The sequence below is a fragment of the Pontimicrobium sp. MEBiC06410 genome (assembly GCF_053601615.1).
On the sequence record NZ_JBSHNT010000143.1, the window covers coordinates 56990 to 73875 of the forward strand.

At 30.1% G+C, this 16886-nt stretch carries 21 protein-coding genes; 11 read left to right on the forward strand and 10 right to left on the reverse strand.

The features are described 5' to 3' along the window. The first annotated feature begins 91 nt into the window (after positions 1–91). From ACVC08_RS04935 to ettA, 6 genes are all read left to right on the forward strand, one after another. A complete protein-coding gene (locus ACVC08_RS04935; RefSeq protein ID WP_452601217.1) occupies positions 92–448 on the forward strand; it encodes a DoxX family protein in 357 nt (118 codons plus the stop codon). A gap of 2 nt (positions 449–450) precedes the next feature. Further along, positions 451–981, forward strand: a complete 531-nt coding sequence (locus tag ACVC08_RS04940; protein WP_452600217.1) for an NADPH-dependent FMN reductase — start codon at positions 451–453, stop codon at positions 979–981. Beyond that, positions 982–1419, forward strand: a complete 438-nt coding sequence (locus ACVC08_RS04945; protein WP_452600216.1) for a MarR family winged helix-turn-helix transcriptional regulator — start codon at positions 982–984, stop codon at positions 1417–1419. It begins immediately after the preceding gene. A 26-nt stretch (positions 1420–1445) separates the two neighbouring features. Beyond that, positions 1446–2342: a pirin family protein gene (locus tag ACVC08_RS04950; RefSeq protein ID WP_452601218.1), complete on the forward strand. Its 897-nt coding sequence runs from the start codon at positions 1446–1448 to the stop codon at positions 2340–2342. Between the two features lie 92 nt (positions 2343–2434). Further along, entirely contained in the window at positions 2435–2617 is a 183-nt protein-coding gene (locus ACVC08_RS04955) for a CAL67264 family membrane protein (protein ID WP_027878875.1), read from the forward strand. A 57-nt stretch (positions 2618–2674) separates the two neighbouring features. Beyond that, positions 2675–4366, forward strand: a complete 1692-nt coding sequence (ettA, locus tag ACVC08_RS04960; RefSeq protein ID WP_452600214.1) for an energy-dependent translational throttle protein EttA — start codon at positions 2675–2677, stop codon at positions 4364–4366. A 62-nt stretch (positions 4367–4428) separates the two neighbouring features. Here ettA and ACVC08_RS04965 read toward each other — a convergent pair whose 3' ends face one another. The 4 genes from ACVC08_RS04965 to rlmD form a co-directional block, all read right to left on the reverse strand. Continuing rightward, the gene (locus ACVC08_RS04965) at positions 4429–4590 is read right to left on the reverse strand and encodes a hypothetical protein (protein ID WP_452600213.1); all 162 of its coding nucleotides are present in this window, start codon (positions 4588–4590) and stop codon (positions 4429–4431) included. A gap of 525 nt (positions 4591–5115) precedes the next feature. Next, positions 5116–5844 (reverse strand): DUF6048 family protein, encoded by a 729-nt coding sequence (locus ACVC08_RS04970; protein WP_452601219.1) that lies wholly within the window; start codon positions 5842–5844, stop codon positions 5116–5118. Beyond that, positions 5810–6349, reverse strand: a complete 540-nt coding sequence (locus ACVC08_RS04975) for a DUF6452 family protein (protein ID WP_452601220.1) — start codon at positions 6347–6349, stop codon at positions 5810–5812. The genes ACVC08_RS04970 and ACVC08_RS04975 overlap by 35 nt, the downstream gene beginning before the upstream one ends. A 906-nt stretch (positions 6350–7255) precedes the next feature. Then, complete coding sequence (rlmD, locus tag ACVC08_RS04980; RefSeq protein ID WP_452601221.1) at positions 7256–8674, reverse strand: 23S rRNA (uracil(1939)-C(5))-methyltransferase RlmD; 1419 nt, start codon at positions 8672–8674, stop codon at positions 7256–7258. A 128-nt stretch (positions 8675–8802) separates the two neighbouring features. Here rlmD and ACVC08_RS04985 point away from each other — a divergent pair, with 128 nt between their 5' ends. From ACVC08_RS04985 to ACVC08_RS05000, 4 genes are all read left to right on the forward strand, one after another. Next, positions 8803–9345 (forward strand): RNA polymerase sigma factor, encoded by a 543-nt coding sequence (locus ACVC08_RS04985; RefSeq protein WP_452601222.1) that lies wholly within the window; start codon positions 8803–8805, stop codon positions 9343–9345. A 2-nt stretch (positions 9346–9347) separates the two neighbouring features. Further along, a complete protein-coding gene (locus tag ACVC08_RS04990; RefSeq protein ID WP_452601223.1) occupies positions 9348–9734 on the forward strand; it encodes a DUF6768 family protein in 387 nt (128 codons plus the stop codon). Between the two features lie 139 nt (positions 9735–9873). Then, on the forward strand, positions 9874–11118 hold the full coding sequence (gene rocD / locus ACVC08_RS04995; RefSeq protein WP_452599418.1) for an ornithine--oxo-acid transaminase: 1245 nt from the start codon (positions 9874–9876) through the stop codon (positions 11116–11118). Between the two features lie 3 nt (positions 11119–11121). Continuing rightward, positions 11122–11568 (forward strand): DUF5362 family protein, encoded by a 447-nt coding sequence (locus tag ACVC08_RS05000; RefSeq protein ID WP_452599419.1) that lies wholly within the window; start codon positions 11122–11124, stop codon positions 11566–11568. 38 nt (positions 11569–11606) lie between these two features. Here ACVC08_RS05000 and ACVC08_RS05005 read toward each other — a convergent pair whose 3' ends face one another. The 5 genes from ACVC08_RS05005 to ACVC08_RS05025 form a co-directional block, all read right to left on the reverse strand. Next, on the reverse strand, positions 11607–12029 hold the full coding sequence (locus ACVC08_RS05005; protein WP_452601224.1) for a DUF2752 domain-containing protein: 423 nt from the start codon (positions 12027–12029) through the stop codon (positions 11607–11609). Next, the gene (locus ACVC08_RS05010; protein WP_452598387.1) at positions 12016–12285 is read right to left on the reverse strand and encodes a CD225/dispanin family protein; all 270 of its coding nucleotides are present in this window, start codon (positions 12283–12285) and stop codon (positions 12016–12018) included. The genes ACVC08_RS05005 and ACVC08_RS05010 overlap by 14 nt, the downstream gene beginning before the upstream one ends. Before the next feature lie 38 nt (positions 12286–12323). Continuing rightward, positions 12324–12647, reverse strand: a complete 324-nt coding sequence (locus tag ACVC08_RS05015) for a CCC motif membrane protein (RefSeq protein WP_452601225.1) — start codon at positions 12645–12647, stop codon at positions 12324–12326. A 12-nt stretch (positions 12648–12659) separates the two neighbouring features. Continuing rightward, positions 12660–12944, reverse strand: a complete 285-nt coding sequence (locus tag ACVC08_RS05020; RefSeq protein WP_452598389.1) for a DUF2752 domain-containing protein — start codon at positions 12942–12944, stop codon at positions 12660–12662. A 105-nt stretch (positions 12945–13049) separates the two neighbouring features. Then, positions 13050–14843 carry a T9SS type A sorting domain-containing protein gene (locus tag ACVC08_RS05025; protein WP_452601226.1) on the reverse strand — a complete coding sequence of 598 codons (1794 nt, stop codon included), beginning with the start codon at positions 14841–14843 and terminating at the stop codon, positions 13050–13052. Positions 14844–15261: 418 nt separating this feature from the next. Here ACVC08_RS05025 and ACVC08_RS05030 point away from each other — a divergent pair, with 418 nt between their 5' ends. Continuing rightward, positions 15262–15825, forward strand: a complete 564-nt coding sequence (locus ACVC08_RS05030) for a DNA mismatch repair protein MutS (protein WP_452601227.1) — start codon at positions 15262–15264, stop codon at positions 15823–15825. On the opposite strand, the gene ACVC08_RS05035 is transcribed toward ACVC08_RS05030, so the two are convergent. Beyond that, entirely contained in the window at positions 15822–16766 is a 945-nt protein-coding gene (locus tag ACVC08_RS05035; RefSeq protein ID WP_452601228.1) for a hypothetical protein, read from the reverse strand. The genes ACVC08_RS05030 and ACVC08_RS05035 overlap by 4 nt on opposite strands. Positions 16767–16886 lie beyond the last annotated feature (120 nt).

The window sequence follows — 16886 nt, forward strand, 5'->3', positions numbered from 1 at the left end:
GCGAATACTTATTAAAATAAATTACAGGGTAATATTTTCCTAGGTATATATTGATATTTAGTACTATATTTGCATAATAAAATCAACAAAAATGAAAAGAGATAAAATTATTTATTATACAGCAACAGGACTACTAACATTGTTAATGTTATTTTCTGTAAGCATGTATTTTTTTAATCATGATGATGTTTCGCAGATGTTTCGCAACTTTGGGTACCCAACTTATATTATTTATCCATATGCTGTTGCTAAATTACTTGGTCTATTTGCAATTTGGAATCCAAACTTTAAAATCATAAAAGAATGGGCCTATGCTGGTTTCTTTTTTGCTTTTATTTTGGCTTTCTTTGCTCATTACATGATTGGAGATGGAGAACAAACGGGGGCATTAGTAGCCTTAATACTATTAATAGTATCCTATATTTTTAATAAAAAAACTAATAAGTAAAAATGAAAAAAATTATAACTTTCGCAGGAAGTAACAGTAAACAATCTATAAACAAACAGTTGGCTGAGTATACCGCTAATCAAATTAAAGATGTTAATGTTGAGGTATTAGACCTTAATGATTATGAATTACCTATTTATAGCATTGATTATGAAATGCAACATGGTATTCCAGATAACGCTAAAGTATTTTTAGATAAAATAAAATCTTCAGATGGTATTGTTTTATCATTAGCAGAACATAATGGAGCCTATGCTTCCGTATTTAAAAATATTTTTGATTGGATGTCTCGTATAGATGGAAAATTATGGAACAATATACCTATGTTATTAATGGCTACATCACCCGGTGGAAGAGGAGGAGCAACCGTTTTAGACATAGCAAAAGGTAGATTCCCTTATATGGGCGGAAACATAATAGCAGATTTTTCTTTACCATCATTTAATGATAATTTTTCAGAAAATGGTATTTTAGATAAAAACCTAAATGAAGATTTAATTGTAAAAATTGAAAAATTTAAAAAAGCAATTTAAATGGGAGATTTGTCTAAAGATATTAATTCGAGCTTTCCAAATAATAAAGTAAAAGCGTTATTAAATGTAATTTATACTGCAAATTGGATAAATAATAAGCAAAATGCCTATTTTAGACCTTTTGGAATCTCTCCCCAACAATTTAATATTTTAAGAATTTTAAAAGGTGCAAAAAAACCAATAAAAGTACAAACTATTAAAGAACGTATGCTAGAACGTTCTCCAAATGCCACAAGATTAATGGATAAACTATGCGATAAACAGTTAATAGAACGTTTACCTTGTGCAGAGGATAGAAGAGTAGTTTATATAAGTATAACAGATAAAGGATTAATGTTATTAGATGACATTTCTAAAGACTATAAAAAAGATTTACTAGAAAATCTATCTGAGGAAGAAGCCCAACAATTAAGTAATCTGCTAGATAAAATGCGTTAAAGCATTTTTTTAAATAATTATTTTCCATGGAAAATAAAAAACAAAACACACAAATGAAATTAAATACAATAAAAACTGTAGGAAGAAGTGATTTCGTTAATATGGGACCTATTAAATTAAGACAACCCATACCTACTAACATTATAGAGAATATAGATCCCTTTTTATTATTACACCATTATGGACCTTACGACATAAATGAAAAAAATAACCCTTTCGATTTGGGGCCACATCCACACCGAGGCTTTGAACCAATTACTTTTTTACTTCAAGGGGAACAATTGCATAGAGACTCTTTAGGTAATGAAAGTGTTGTAAAAGCAGGAGATGTACAATGGTCTACAGCAGGAAGAGGAATAATACACTCAGAAGGCCCAACAAAATCATTTGTAAAACAAGGCGGTGTATTAGAGGGTATACAATTATGGTTAAACTTACCATCAGAAAAAAAAATGATCCCAGCAGCATACCAACATATTGAGGGCGATAGCTTTAATACAGTTAAATCTGAAGATAAAAAAATAACAATTCAAGTTATAGCTGGAGAGTTAAATGGAATTTATGGTAAAATTAAAACACAAACTCCAGTAAATGTATATATGATTTCTGCAGAAAAAGATAGTAGCCATACTGTTGAGATTGCTAAAAATCATAATGCATTAATATACCTTATTGATGGGAATGTTAACATTAATAAAAACAATAAATTAATTAAAAACGATAATCAACTTATAGAATTTAATAATGATGGAGAAGGCTTTACCATAGATGTCTTAAAGAGAAGCAAGTTATTATTTTTATCAGGACAACCGTTTAATGAAAAAATAACCTCTTGGGGACCATATGTAATGAATACACAAACTGAGATTATGGAAGCTCTTAGAGATTATCAACAAGGAAAAATGGGCTTTTTAGAACGATAACTAATAAAGTAAGATATATAATGTACTTTTTTGTCTAAAAATGCGATATTTGCGATTACCTAAATAAAATAATAGATTTAAAATAATTAAAGATGGCGATGAATAAGAATACAGTGTTAGCTTGGGCTACCACTATAATGATAATTGTTGGATTAGCATTAATTGCATTAGGTGCTTTTAGATACGATGATGTTGCTGGATGGGGATTTGCATCAGTAGGTATTGGTTTTTTTGCAATAGCATGGGTGTTTAATGCTTTAAAAGGAAGAGTTTAATTATTAATTTTAGACTAAACGTAAAATTTACATTACAATAAAATAACCAATAAAGATATGTCTGACGATAAAAAAATAATCTTCTCAATGGCAGGTCTAACCAAGACCTTTCCTGGAGCTAATACACCAGTATTAAAAAATATATACCTAAGCTTCTTTTATGGAGCAAAAATTGGAATCCTTGGACTTAATGGATCTGGTAAATCTACCTTACTTAAAATTATAGCAGGAGTAGATAAAAATTATCAAGGAGACGTAACATTTTTACAAGACTACTCTGTTGGTTATTTAGAGCAAGAACCACAACTAGATGAAAATAAAACAGTATTAGAAGTTGTAAAAGAAGGAGCAGCAGAAATTGTTGCGATTTTAGACGAGTATAATAAAATTAACGACATGTTTGGCTTAGAAGAAGTCTATAGTGATGCAGATAAAATGCAAAAACTTATGGACAGGCAAGCAGTTTTACAAGATGAAATAGATGCAGCAAATGCTTGGGAGCTTGATACTAAGTTAGAAATAGCAATGGATGCACTACGTACACCAGAAGGCGATAAAAAAATAGGAGTACTTTCTGGAGGAGAACGTCGTAGAGTAGCACTATGTCGTTTATTATTAAAAGAACCAGACGTGTTACTATTAGATGAGCCTACCAACCACTTAGATGCCGAATCTGTACATTGGTTAGAGCAGCATTTAGCGCAATACAAAGGAACAGTAATAGCAGTAACGCACGATAGATATTTTTTAGATAACGTAGCTGGTTGGATTCTAGAATTAGATAGAGGAGAAGGCATCCCATGGAAAGGAAATTATTCTTCATGGTTAGACCAAAAATCTAAACGATTAGCACAAGAAAATAAATCGGCATCTAAACGTCAAAAAACATTAGAGCGAGAGTTAGAATGGGTACGTCAAGGCGCTAAAGGACGTCAAACAAAACAAAAAGCGCGTTTGAAGAATTACGATAAATTAATGAGTCAAGACCAAAAACAGTTGGACGAGAAACTTGAAATTTATATACCAAATGGGCCACGTTTAGGAACAAATGTAATTGATGCTTCAGGGATTAGTAAAGCCTATGGAGACAAATTGTTATACGAAGACCTAAACTTTAGTTTACCACAAGCAGGAATAGTTGGAATTATTGGGCCAAATGGAGCAGGTAAAACAACTATTTTTAGAATGATAATGGGTGAAGAAACAGCAGACAAAGGTACTTTTACTGTTGGTGAAACAGCTCAAATTGCTTACGTAGATCAGTCACATGTTAATATAGACCCAGAAAAGACAATATGGCAAAACTTTAGTGATGAGCAAGATTTAGTCATGATGGGGGGAAGACAAGTAAACTCTAGAGCTTATTTAAGCAGATTCAATTTTAGCGGAAGCGAACAAAATAAAAAAGTAAAACTACTATCGGGAGGAGAACGTAACCGTTTGCATTTGGCAATGACCTTAAAAGAAGAAGGAAATGTTTTACTTTTGGATGAGCCAACAAATGATTTAGATGTTAATACACTTCGAGCTCTTGAAGAAGGATTAGAAAATTTTGCTGGATGTGCAGTGGTTATTAGTCACGATCGTTGGTTCTTAGATAGAATATGTACACATATTTTAGCGTTTGAAGGTGACTCTCAAGTATACTTCTTTGAAGGTGGCTTTAGTGAATATGAAGAAAACAAAAAGAAACGATTAGGAGGAGACTTAATGCCCAAACGAATTAAATATAAAAAACTAGTACGCTAGTTTTTTATATTTTTTCACATAATATAAAAGCACCTATTATTTAATAGGTGTTTTTTTAGGAGTTATTTTTCTAATTTTTTTCTCTCTTTTTCTAGTTTTAAAGCATTAACAATACTTTTTACAAGTAAAACTAGAACAGCTATTAAAGCTATAGAAAGTATTGTAACTAGTTTAGAAGATGTAAAATCTTCTAGAATAGAATTTAAGGTTAATAAATGGGGCATTTCTCGGTTATTTATGGTTAATAGCAAATTTACCTGTAACAAATATAAAAAAAATATTAATATAGCCGAATGATTTGTTATTAATTTAGATGTTTGTTTATCAGTGTTTTTTGTTTTTGTTGCATTGTAAGTAATAGACTAAGTGTTGTTTTTATCGGTTTAAATGTGTTTTTTGATTGTGCCTTTATAAAATTAAACAAGATATTTAAAACGATTAGTACACCTTAAAACAAGCAATTATTACTTCCAAAATTATATCTCAAAGAAGCTGATGATTTAAAAAATAGTATAGTAGAAATAAAAAGGGTAATTAAATCTCAACCAAATATTTCTATATCTACAGGCTATAGAAATTACCAAATAATTAAAACTCATTTCCCAAATCAAAATAAATATATATGGGCAATTAATAGAGTGGTTAATTATGCAGAATACACCGGAATCCGAAACATTTTAAAAGATAAAACTGTTAGTATAGTATTACTAAATTATAAAGCAATAAAAGGAAATCGTTAACGATATGTATTATTTACTTTTGTTAAAAATTGGAATGCGATACGATATAGTGTAACCATACCCAACACCAAAACTACCACTATCATAAGTTTTATTAAACCCAGGAATATATAAATTTTCAAAATTATCTGGCTTGTCTTCCGAAATAAGTCCTTTTAACTGTGCATTAATACCAATAAATAAATTGTTTAAAACCTCTGCCTTTATTCCAATAATAAGTTCAACCCAAATAGCGGAAAGTCCATTAAATTTTAAAGCCTCATTAGACGAAAATTGAGGTTGCCAATATTGGTCTGTAGTATATACGGTGTAGCTGTTACGTTGTTGTGAGAATGTACTAAAACCAGCTCTAAAACCAGCATATATCATATTTTCCATGTTTAACCAATTCTTGTACATGTTGTAGTCCATTCCTGCCTTAAAGTAACTACCAGAAGCGGTTGCGCTTAAAAAGTCTGTAGTCGTTGTTTTTTCTTCTGTACCTAACTCACCAGCAATAAACCAATCTTTTGTTAATCTGTAATCTCCATTAATTTCAAAACCTTTGTAATCATCTTCTAAAAACGAACGAATTAACTTACTAGCATCTGTACCAAGACGTAAACCGTATTTTTGTTTTATTTTTAAAGTATCGTTTTTAATCTCTGCATTACTAGTATCATTTTGTGCTCTAACAGTAACGCAAAGCAATAGTATAATTAAACTAGTGGCGTATGTTAAAGTGTGTCTCTGTCTCATTTTCTATAATTGTAATATCGTTTATAGCATCTATAATTTGTAACCAGTTGTCACTGTCGTTTTCAATGGTAATAGTAACATTTTTAAAAATGGTTTTGTAACCACAAGCTCGAGACACATAAACATCTTCTCTTGCGTATGCTATAGTTATAACATCTCTATTTACTAATTGAATGTCGTCGGTTTCATCATTTGGTGTTCCATTATCGTCAATCTCACCAAAATCTTTATAAAGCGCAAATTTTGTACTATCTTCTGTTGTTTTTAATGGTAGTATAACTTGGTTAGCTGTTACATTATTATAATCAGATAAAACACTTTCTGAGTCGTTGGCATCTTCAACTCTAAAGTTAAATACATTTTTAGAGTTATCTGCATTGGCAACATCTTTAAAATCAATAACCAATCGAGGTGTAGTAGGTGTATCTTCTGGGCATAAATCGTCTCTTTCACAACCCAAAACAAAAGTGATGCCTATTAATAATGGGATTATAATTTTTTTCATTTTATAAATTTAACTGTAATGTTACTAATGCTAATTGGTTTAAAAGCAATAGTTTTAATTTATTTAACAAATACTGTTTTATAAAAGTATAACTGCGCTATAAATTTGTAATGCAAAGATATGTTATAAAAACAACGTTTTATAATAGATATTTATTTTCTTAAAATTTGTTTTCGTATTAGGTTAATTCATCTAATTTTTAATCCATTTAAACCCTAATTTATTAAAAATAAAATAATAAAAAAATGTGAATTAGAATGATTCTGGGATTGAAAACTTAGCCTTAATAATGAATCAAGATTATCTATTTTAATAAATATTACATCAATTACTATTGAAAAAATCTAAGCTATAATGATGAATATAGTATAATATTAAATAGCATTTATTAAAAGTAATAAAAAAGTAAAAAAGGCAAATTAATTTGAAATATTTACAACATGTTGTAATCAGACAAAAAAACGTCAAAGTTCACTTTTCGTTAAAAAGCTATAAAAATCGACAAAAATGCTAAACATTGATAGTCAGTTGATTATTAACGTGTTTTTTTACGGTTAAAACCGTAGTTTCTAATAAATAGGTTTTTATGGCTAGTATCATTACCATAACTAAGAGTTTTTCTTAGTATAATTATACCTATATTTAGTTTCTTTATTCGTAAAATAATAATAACTAAATGAATCGCTTCCTTTTTGTTCTGTTATCTCTTGTGTTAACAACTCTTTTATTTAGCTGTTTCTAGACAGACTGGCTTAATATTGGTAATTTTTATATTCTAGTCTTTAACATAAAAAGATGATATAGAGTAAAGTGGATAGAGTCGTGATCCATTTATATAAAAAACGACTTAAATATTGTTTTGTTTTTAAGCCGTTTTTTGAGTTGTTATATTTTAAAATGTATTACTTATTTTCTTAATTCAAGCACTACAATGTTCTCGACGTGGAAAGTTTGCGGGAACATGTCCACCGCTTGTGTTTTAGTTACTTTGTATGTCGCATCCATTAAAGCTAAATCTCTAGCCTGTGTAGCACTATTACAACTTACATATACTACTTTTTTAGGAGCAACATTTAATATTTGCTGTACAACATCTTTGTGCATTCCATCTCTTGGAGGGTCTGTAATAATAACATCTGGTTGCCCATGTGTATTAATAAACTCTTGGTTAAATACGTTTTTCATATCCCCAACGTAAAAATCTACATTATCAATACCATTTAATAGGGCATTTTCTTTAGCAGCAGTAATTGCATCTGGTACAGATTCTACACCAACCACTTTTTTTGCATTTTTAGATACAAATTGCGCAATAGTACCCGTTCCTGTATATAAATCATAAACCAATTCGTCTCCTGTTAAATCCGCACAGTCACGTGTTAATTTATAAAGTTCATAGGCTTGCTCAGAATTGGTTTGGTAAAACGATTTAGCATTAATTTTAAACTTTAAACCTTCCATTTCTTCAAAAATATGATCTTGCCCTTTATAACAAATTACATCTTGATCATAAATAGTATCATTTGCTTTGCTATTTATAACATACTGTAAAGAGGTGATTTCTGGAAATGTTTCGGCTAGAAAATCTAATAATAGTTCACGTTTAACTTTATCTTCCTTAAAAAACTGAATCATGACCATAATATCTCCAGTAGAAGCAGTTCTAATCATCATAGTACGTAATAATCCTGTTTGATTACGCGTATTAAAAAACTCTAATTCGTTTTTAATAGCAAATTCCTTAACCGCATTACGTATAGCGTTAGACGGGTCTGCTTGCAAATGACATGTTTTTATATCTAGTATTTTATCCCACATTCCAGGAATATGAAACCCTAAAGCATTTCTGTCACCTAAATCTTCGTCAGACTGCACTTCTTCTATAGTTAACCAGCGAGAGTCACTAAAAGAAAATTCCATTTTATTTCTATAAAAATATTGCGCTTTAGAACCTAAAATTGGGGTAACTTCTGGTAATTCTATATGTCCAATTCTAGTTAAATTATTAGTAACCTCTTTTTCTTTATAAAACAATTGGTGCTCGTAGCCCATGTCTTGCCATTTACAACCTCCACATGTTCCAAAATGTTCACAAGCAGGAGTTACACGCTTATCTGATAATTTATGAAAAGCAATCGCTTTACCTTCATAATACGCTTTACGCTTTTTAAAAGTTTGTACATCTACAACATCGCCAGGTACAGCATTAGGTAAAAAAATAACCTTTCCATCTGCAGCACGAGCAATTGTCTTTCCTTTTGCCCCAGCATCTACAACTTCTACGTTTGTAAATACTTGTTTTCTTTTATTTTTTCTTCTTGACATAAATGCAAAAATAATAATAGCAATACATAAAAAGGAAGTAATTTGAATTATCTTTAAGAAACTTCTTTTAAAAAATGAACCTTTTTAATTTTTTGAGGTCTTTATAGTATAAGTTGCTCTTAATTTTAATGAATAAAAAAAGTAAAATAACAGACGGATTACTCGTTAAGCAATACCAAAAGGGAGATGCAAAGGCGTTATCGTTACTAGTAAAACGCTGGCATAAACAATTTTGTAGTAAGGCTTTTTGGTTAGTTAAAGATGCCGATTTAGCTAAAGACATTGCTCAAGATAGTTGGAAAACTATAATAGATAAATTAAATCAATTAAAGGAACCTAATTATTTTGGTAGTTGGGCGTTGCGTATTGTATATACAAAGTCTTTAGATAGTCTTAAAGCTAATGCTAAACAGCGAATATTATTAGAAAAATATTCTTATGCACACCAACTAGATAACCTTACTATTACAAATAATAGTAGTATCAATCAAAAATTATTGAAGGCGATATATGAGCTTCCAGAACATCAACAAATGGTAATTCGTTTGTTTTATGTGCAAGATTATTCATTAAAAGAAATAAGTAATGTATTAGATGTTTCGGTAGGAACCATAAAATCTAGATTATTTCATGCAAGAGAACGATTAAAATTAATATTAAAACATAACTAATTATGAAAAATGATACTGAAGCAATAGACGCGCTAATAAAAGAGACATTAACACAAGAAGAAGCTAAGTTTTATGAAGATTTAGACGAGCAAGGTGTTTTCCAAATGATATGGGGTTTGTTTAAAGGTAAAAACAAATGGATTATGCTATTAATGAACATAGTAACTGTAGTATTTTTTATCCTATTTATATATTGTATAGTGCAGTTTTTTAATGCAGAGGAGACAAAAGAATTGATAAAATGGAGTACAGGAACCATAATATTTTTGCTAGGAGTAAGCATGTTAAAAGTATTCGCATGGATGCAAATGGATAAAAATGCATTATTAAGAGAAATTAAAAGACTGGAATTGCAAGTTTCCTCTTTAGCTAATAAAATGTCGTCATAATATTTTAAAGCCTACGTATTATTTAGTAATTTGCGAGCTCTAGGGATGATTTCTCTCCCACGCTGAATTTTCGAATTCTTCGAAAGGATAAAGGTACAGTAGGAATGGTTATTTTATTCACATTTAAATTTTAATTAAAATGGCTGTTTTAGAACATTTAACATCGCAACAAGCGATAGATTTAGAAGACAAGTACGGAGCTCACAATTACCACCCACTTCCAGTAGTATTAAGTAAAGGAGAAGGTGTACATGTATGGGACGTAGAAGGAAAAAAGTATTATGATTTTTTATCGGCATATTCAGCCGTAAATCAAGGACATTGTCACCCAAAAATTGTGGGTGCTATGGTAGACCAAGCAAAGCAATTAACATTAACATCTAGAGCATTTTATAATGACGTATTAGGTAGATATGAGCAATTTGCAACCAACTATTTTGGTTACGATAAGCTGTTACCTATGAATACAGGAGCAGAAGCGGTAGAGACAGCTTTAAAGTTATGTAGAAAATGGGCATACGAAGTTAAAGGAATTAATGAAAATGATGCAGAAATAATAGTTTGTGAAAATAACTTCCACGGAAGAACAACAACCATTATTTCGTTTTCTAATGATCCTATAGCACGTAAAAACTTCGGGCCATACACAGCAGGTTTTATCAAAATAGAATATGATAATTTAAAAGCTTTAGAAGAAGCTTTAACTAACAATAAAAATGTTGCAGGGTTTTTAGTAGAGCCTATTCAAGGTGAAGCTGGAGTATATGTACCATCAGAAGGTTACTTAACCAAAGCTAGAGCACTTTGTAAACAACACAATGTACTATTTATTGCAGACGAAGTGCAAACGGGGATTGCAAGAACTGGTAAATTGTTAGCAATAGATCATGAAGAGGTTAAAGCCGATATTTTAATTTTAGGAAAAGCATTATCTGGAGGAGCATATCCTGTATCTGCAGTATTAGCAAACGATAACATTATGAATGTTATTAAGCCAGGAAACCACGGTAGTACTTTTGGAGGTAATCCTGTTGCTGCTGCTGTAGCAATAGCTGCATTAGAAGTCGTTAAAGAAGAATCTTTGGCAGAAAATGCACAAGAATTAGGAGAATTATTTAGAAGTGAAATAGCTAAGTATGTTGAAACTAGTTCTATTGTAAATGCTGTGCGAGGTAAAGGCTTACTTAATGCAATTTTAATAAATGATACAGAAGACAGCGATACAGCTTGGAATATATGTATGGCACTTAGAGATAATGGTTTATTAGCAAAACCTACACATGGAAACATTATTCGTTTCGCTCCACCTTTAGTTATGACTAAAGAGCAATTATTAGATTGTGTATCTATAATAATTAAAACACTAAAACAGTTCGAGGTTTAGTAAATGGAAGAAAAAATATCTAAGTTTGATAATTTCGAACTTAATATAGATAATGATATTATAGGTTTTTTAAAAGAAACTTCAAGTTGGACTTATTTTTTATCAATACTAGGTTTTTTTGGTATTGGATTAATTGTAATTCTAGGCTTGTATTTTTCTTTAATAGCAAGTACTAATGATGCTTTTAATCCTTATGCAGGAACAGGGTTTTCTATGGCCTATTTTGGATTAATTTATATTATTATGGGAGCTATATATATTATACCCATAATATATTTGTTTAATTTTTCTAGAAAAATGAAAGCAGCATTAAAAACAAAAAGTAATGTAGATTTAAAATCTGCTTTTTCTAATATGAAATCGCATTATAAATTTATAGGTATTTTTACTTTAATTGTCATTAGCTTATATGCATTAGCTCTTATTTTTGCTGTTATAGCAAGTATTTAGATAGATATAATAAAAAAAGCGACCATTGGTCGCTTTTTTTATGGAGCTAATATTGTAAATGGATAGATGTCTATATTTCTTAGAACCCAAAATAAGATAACTATAATTAATATTGTTTTGGTAACTATAGATCTATGTAATAAACTTTTTGTTTTTTTAGAAGTATATCTATTCATTAAAAAGATAAAACATTGATATACTAAAACAATAAAAAGTAATAGCAGTAATAAGTTATGCTTTAGCCCTTCAATTATATTTCCATGTAATAATTTATGAATTGCTCTTTGAGTACCGCAGCCTGGACAGTGGAGATTAGTTGCTTTATAAAATAAACACTCAGGAAAAATATGATGAACAATTGGGTCATAAAAAAAATACAGTGGTATTATTACTATCAATAATACCACTGTAATTGTAATAAATATAATCTTGTTCTTTATAAAAAAATTAGTATCCGCCATTAGCAATTACTGCAAAACCTATAAAAACAAAATAAAGAATAATTCCTACTGCTCCTAAAACAATAGAGGCTATTCCCCATGTTTTCGCATTTTTAGAAGACTTTTCTGCTAGTTCATAGTTTCCATCTTCGTATGCACTATTTACTTTGGTCGCGTATACTATACTTACTATACCTGTTGGTAAACAACATAAAATAGTACTAATTATTGCTAAAGCTAAATAACTATTTGGTCTTTGTGGTTTGATGTTTTCCATGTGATCTTTATTTTAAATGTTTAGTCAGTGTTTATTAATTATTGATTTTGTCTAGCTTGTTCCATAGCATCTTCCCATACTTGTCTTAACTCATCCATATCGTTGGTTGCTAAAACATAGATAATTCGTATTAATACTATTATACCTATAATAGATGATATTAACGCAACAGTTTTAGCTGTTTTCATGGCATTAATGTCAATACCATCTTCATAATCACCAGGGTTTAGCTGCGCATCTTTAATTTTATTATTAGCAATAAAATAAGCTGGAATTGATAAAAAAGCACCACCTAAGCAGCAACATACAAAGCCAGCTATAGAAAGTACGTATACTAAAGTTGGATTTAGTTTTTTTTTCATGTAATATATAATTTAGTTGATTTTCTTGATTATAAAACTAACAATAATTATTAAAACAGAAGCTATTGCTAGTATATTAATAATTTTATAGATGTATTTCTTTTTATAAAAAAAGGAAATACATATAGCTAATGCAAGGGGGATTAATGTAAATATTGCAGGATACATTTTAAAGGCTGCGATGAATTCCCCATGTATTAAAAAACTTAAAGACCGTTGTAATCCACAACCCATACATTCAAAACCAAAAAGTTTTTTATTTAGGCAAGGCAACATGTATTGTTCCTGTAATGGCATATTATTAGTTTATAACAAATGTATAAAAATAGACGTAATAAAAAAGTTGATAGTTTTTTAGGCTATCAACTTTTTAGTGTATTATTATTTAGTAATAGTTTCTGTTTACTTATTAGTCACTATTATTTTTTTATTTATAGCTTCTTCATTGTCTAATGTTACGTTAACAACATAAACACCATCGCTTAAATTTCTAGTAGGAAATTCATATAAGGTATTATTACTTAAGTTTGTGTTTTGCATAACACGTTTTCCAGCAACATCATATAATACTACAGATTTAATAGATAAAGCTTCTGGGTTTTTTATTGTTAATTGAGAGACTGTATTATTTTGGAAAATAGAGAAATCGCTAGTTTCAAACTCTGTAACACTTAATTGCTCGTTAGGATTTTTAAATGTAATCTCAAATCTATCTTTATATTCTCCAGCTTCTAAATTTGTATCAAAATTAATTTCATTTAAATCGTAGTATATATCTTCTTCTATATCATGTAAGTAAATTGGTTGTTCATCAAAATTTTGAACATCAAATATTCTTACCGTTATAGGCATATCTTCATCTATAACAATAGCTAAAGGTATTTTTAAATCGATATCAAAATCATGAGCTTGTACTATATATGCAGTATCTTCTAACATGAAATAGGCATCAGCTGGATTTGGATTTGAGTTATTTGACTCTAATCCATAATCAAAACCATCTGTTGCAGAGCTATGAAAGTTATGTAATAATTGTCTAGTATGTTGTTGATTAAAATCTACATTTAATCTAAAACGCTTATATTCTGGTCCTAAAATTTGAAAACCATCTTCGTTGTATTCTAATTCATTAATTGCACTTACAGAATCGTTATCTTCAGTAGCTGAAGCAGATGTTGTTTTAAAGAATTCACTGTCACTATCAGATTGTTTGTAATATTCTCTGTGACTGTTTCTAATAACTGCTGAACCATTAATAGTCCCTTCAATCATGAATCCTTGGGCTACTGGTATATATCTGTGCACTGCTTTCCCGCTTGTAGAAGTTGAACCTCCTGTATTTAAAGTTCCATCTATATTTACAGTGTTAAAAACCGCAGGAACAAAAGATTCTACCATCCCGTCCGAACTAATAGTATATGTTGCATAACCTCCAACATAAGCTGTTAAATTATGAGACATTACAGATAAATCGTGCTCCCAGAAAAACAGAGTACCAGTAATTGCAAGTGTGTTTGAAACGTCGTGAATATAATCTACTGCATCTATTGCAGAAGGATATGGATTACCTACTAAGGTAAATTGCCCATTTAAAACAGAAGTAAGTATTGTCCCTGTATTTGGCTTCCCTCTGTAATCGTACAATTGAGAAGTAGACCCAGTAGATCCTTTCATTGTAAATCCAAATCCAGCCGAAACATTATTTGAAGCTCCCACATAATCCCAGTCACTATAAGTTGTACCTGGACTATATTTCCATAACCAATATTGAGCAATTTGTAAAGGACTAGCTGTACCATCATAATCACCCGTTAAAGTAACAGCATTACTAGTGGTTAAACCTGTTACATCATGTATATTTAAACTAGGAATAAAACTTCTATTTGAGTTATTATTAAGAAGTACATTTCCAACAGGAGATGCCCAATAATTGTATGCGTAGTTATGCACAGTTCCAGTTTGGTAAACGCTTAATTCGCCAACTCCAGAGTTTCCAGTAGTACCAGAACCTTGAATAAGTTGAGCATCGTTTCTTAAGTAAATTGTAGCGTCTGTTTCTCCTAAGTTTACGTCATCTTCAACAAAGATAACTTCATCAGTAACAAAAACATAAGCATTATTTCTTACACTTAATTGCGCATAACTAGCGCTTAAAATGAAAAAAAATAGTAGGGATTTAATGTAAATATTTTTCATAATTATAGCATGATTTGGTATTTACAAACATAATAAAAAAAAAGTATATACAAAAGTATATATAAAGTACTTTCATGCAAGTGGTATTTGAAAATCAGAAGTTTAATGTTTGTAACGCTTTCTGTGGGAATAGTGCATAATGAACAGTAAGCAATAAAAACTCATTTTTTATAGTTAAATTTGTGATAGTATTACTCATTTAAAAAACGGTAGAAATCATTAAAATTTTAAATTACTTATTAATTATTATTGGTGGAATTGTTGCACTATACGCAAATGGGCGAGAGGAGCAGAATGTACTTATATTAATGGGAGGCATTATATTATTAATGTTAGGTATTTACAGAATATCTAGCACCATCCCTAGTAAAGAAGAACAAGAAGACCCTAACTTTATAAAAGAAGAAGAGGAGTAGTTATGGCATTTAAAGTAGGAGATACTGTATTTGTTTTAGATGAAGATATATCAGGGATTATTACCAATATATCCAGCACAACAGTAACTATTGAAGACTCGGATGGTTTTGAGCTTCAATTTGATATATCGGATATTGTAAAAGAAGAAAAACACTCATTCAAAAATGATATTTTTTCAAATAAAAGCATAAGTCAAGCCCTTTCCGAAAAAGAGAGCCTAAAACGTAAAACTACCGTAAAAAAGAGAGGTAAAGAACGTTACCAGCCTACTATGGAGGTTGATTTACATATCCATCAATTAATAAAATCTGATAAAGGTCTCTCTAGTCATGATAAAAAGATTTTACAGTTAGATACAGCAAAACATAAACTGGAGTTTGCAATGAAAAAGAAAATCCAGAAAATTGTTTTTATTCACGGTGTAGGGGAAGGGACTCTAAAACTAGAGTTAGAATATCTTTTTGGTCGCTACAATAATGTGAAATTTTATGATGCCGATTATAAAAAGTATGGATTAGGTGCTACCGAAGTGTACATCTACCAAAATGCAAAATCCGATTATTAGAACGTAGGTGTTACCTGTCTAGAAGATGTTGTAGCACTACCCTGTAATATTCCAAAATCTAATTCATCTTGCGATAGTATAGCTATATTTATTCCCATTAATAATAATCTAACTTCAAAAGTTTGCCCTATTGTATGTTCTCTGTAAGCTGTTGCTGGAACACTAGTGCTAACTTGGTCATTTAAATAGTCTGAACCTACACTATTATCGGTAATATCATTTGTTGGATCTTGATCTTGACTATCATTTTCTTCATCTCTGGTTAATACACCATCATCATCATCATCGGTATCTAAATAATCAGGGGTACCATCACCATCTGTATCTTGTGCATTTGCTAAACCATCTGTTATGTTATAATTAGGGCTTTCTGAAGCGGTTCTAACATTATCTCCATCATCATCATCATCTAAATAATTTGGTAAACCATCACCGTCTGTGTCTGTTGGGTTGGTGCTTGGATCATTATCTCCATCTGTATTTTCATCTTCAAATTCTGCAGGAATACCATCATTATCATCTTCTTCTAAAGTAACTGTAAATACGGCAGAAACTTCTGTAGAACTATAATCTTGAGTTATAGTAATATTAGATGGTGGTACATCATTACAAAAAATATCTACAGTAGTAGGGTCATTGTTGTAAGTCCTGTAGTTAAACTGGTTGCCGGTTGGAAAACTAATCATTGGGTTTACTAAATCTACAAATAAAGGGTTTGTAGTACTTGGTACAGTTTCTAAAAGGCTATTTATTGTAGTACCTTCTGTTACACCTATTTGTAAAGAAAGTGATTCGTTAGGCTGTGTTTTTGTTTTGTAAACAATTAGCTCTCCACAAGCTTCAAAAGTATTTCCAAATTCTAATTCTGCGGTAATGATATCTCCATCATCGCATGAAAATAAAAGAAAACAAATAACAAAAACCGAATATATTTTACGCATAAAAAAGTGTATTATTCAACAAAAATAATAGAATTGTCAAATTATAACGTAGCATATCTTAATTAATTTTATTTGAGTTATTTTTGTCTTATTAAAAGCACTATAAAACAGGTCTTTTTT

What these genes read in the sequence shown, in the direction of transcription:
- ACVC08_RS04935 (WP_452601217.1), top strand. Translation starts at nt 92, where the DNA reads ATGAAAAGAGATAAAATTATTTATTATACAGCAACAGGACTACTAACA.
- ACVC08_RS04940 (WP_452600217.1), top strand. Translation starts at nt 451, where the DNA reads ATGAAAAAAATTATAACTTTCGCAGGAAGTAACAGTAAACAATCTATA.
- ACVC08_RS04945 (WP_452600216.1), top strand. Translation starts at nt 982, where the DNA reads ATGGGAGATTTGTCTAAAGATATTAATTCGAGCTTTCCAAATAATAAA.
- ACVC08_RS04950 (WP_452601218.1), top strand. Translation starts at nt 1,446, where the DNA reads ATGGAAAATAAAAAACAAAACACACAAATGAAATTAAATACAATAAAA.
- ACVC08_RS04955 (WP_027878875.1), top strand. Translation starts at nt 2,435, where the DNA reads ATGGCGATGAATAAGAATACAGTGTTAGCTTGGGCTACCACTATAATG.
- ettA (WP_452600214.1), top strand. Translation starts at nt 2,675, where the DNA reads ATGTCTGACGATAAAAAAATAATCTTCTCAATGGCAGGTCTAACCAAG.
- ACVC08_RS04965 (WP_452600213.1), bottom strand. Translation starts at nt 4,590, where the DNA reads ATGCCCCATTTATTAACCTTAAATTCTATTCTAGAAGATTTTACATCT.
- ACVC08_RS04970 (WP_452601219.1), bottom strand. Translation starts at nt 5,844, where the DNA reads ATGAGACAGAGACACACTTTAACATACGCCACTAGTTTAATTATACTA.
- ACVC08_RS04975 (WP_452601220.1), bottom strand. Translation starts at nt 6,349, where the DNA reads ATGAAAAAAATTATAATCCCATTATTAATAGGCATCACTTTTGTTTTG.
- rlmD (WP_452601221.1), bottom strand. Translation starts at nt 8,674, where the DNA reads ATGTCAAGAAGAAAAAATAAAAGAAAACAAGTATTTACAAACGTAGAA.
- ACVC08_RS04985 (WP_452601222.1), top strand. Translation starts at nt 8,803, where the DNA reads ATGAATAAAAAAAGTAAAATAACAGACGGATTACTCGTTAAGCAATAC.
- ACVC08_RS04990 (WP_452601223.1), top strand. Translation starts at nt 9,348, where the DNA reads ATGAAAAATGATACTGAAGCAATAGACGCGCTAATAAAAGAGACATTA.
- rocD (WP_452599418.1), top strand. Translation starts at nt 9,874, where the DNA reads ATGGCTGTTTTAGAACATTTAACATCGCAACAAGCGATAGATTTAGAA.
- ACVC08_RS05000 (WP_452599419.1), top strand. Translation starts at nt 11,122, where the DNA reads ATGGAAGAAAAAATATCTAAGTTTGATAATTTCGAACTTAATATAGAT.
- ACVC08_RS05005 (WP_452601224.1), bottom strand. Translation starts at nt 12,029, where the DNA reads ATGGCGGATACTAATTTTTTTATAAAGAACAAGATTATATTTATTACA.
- ACVC08_RS05010 (WP_452598387.1), bottom strand. Translation starts at nt 12,285, where the DNA reads ATGGAAAACATCAAACCACAAAGACCAAATAGTTATTTAGCTTTAGCA.
- ACVC08_RS05015 (WP_452601225.1), bottom strand. Translation starts at nt 12,647, where the DNA reads ATGAAAAAAAAACTAAATCCAACTTTAGTATACGTACTTTCTATAGCT.
- ACVC08_RS05020 (WP_452598389.1), bottom strand. Translation starts at nt 12,944, where the DNA reads ATGCCATTACAGGAACAATACATGTTGCCTTGCCTAAATAAAAAACTT.
- ACVC08_RS05025 (WP_452601226.1), bottom strand. Translation starts at nt 14,843, where the DNA reads ATGAAAAATATTTACATTAAATCCCTACTATTTTTTTTCATTTTAAGC.
- ACVC08_RS05030 (WP_452601227.1), top strand. Translation starts at nt 15,262, where the DNA reads ATGGCATTTAAAGTAGGAGATACTGTATTTGTTTTAGATGAAGATATA.
- ACVC08_RS05035 (WP_452601228.1), bottom strand. Translation starts at nt 16,766, where the DNA reads ATGCGTAAAATATATTCGGTTTTTGTTATTTGTTTTCTTTTATTTTCA.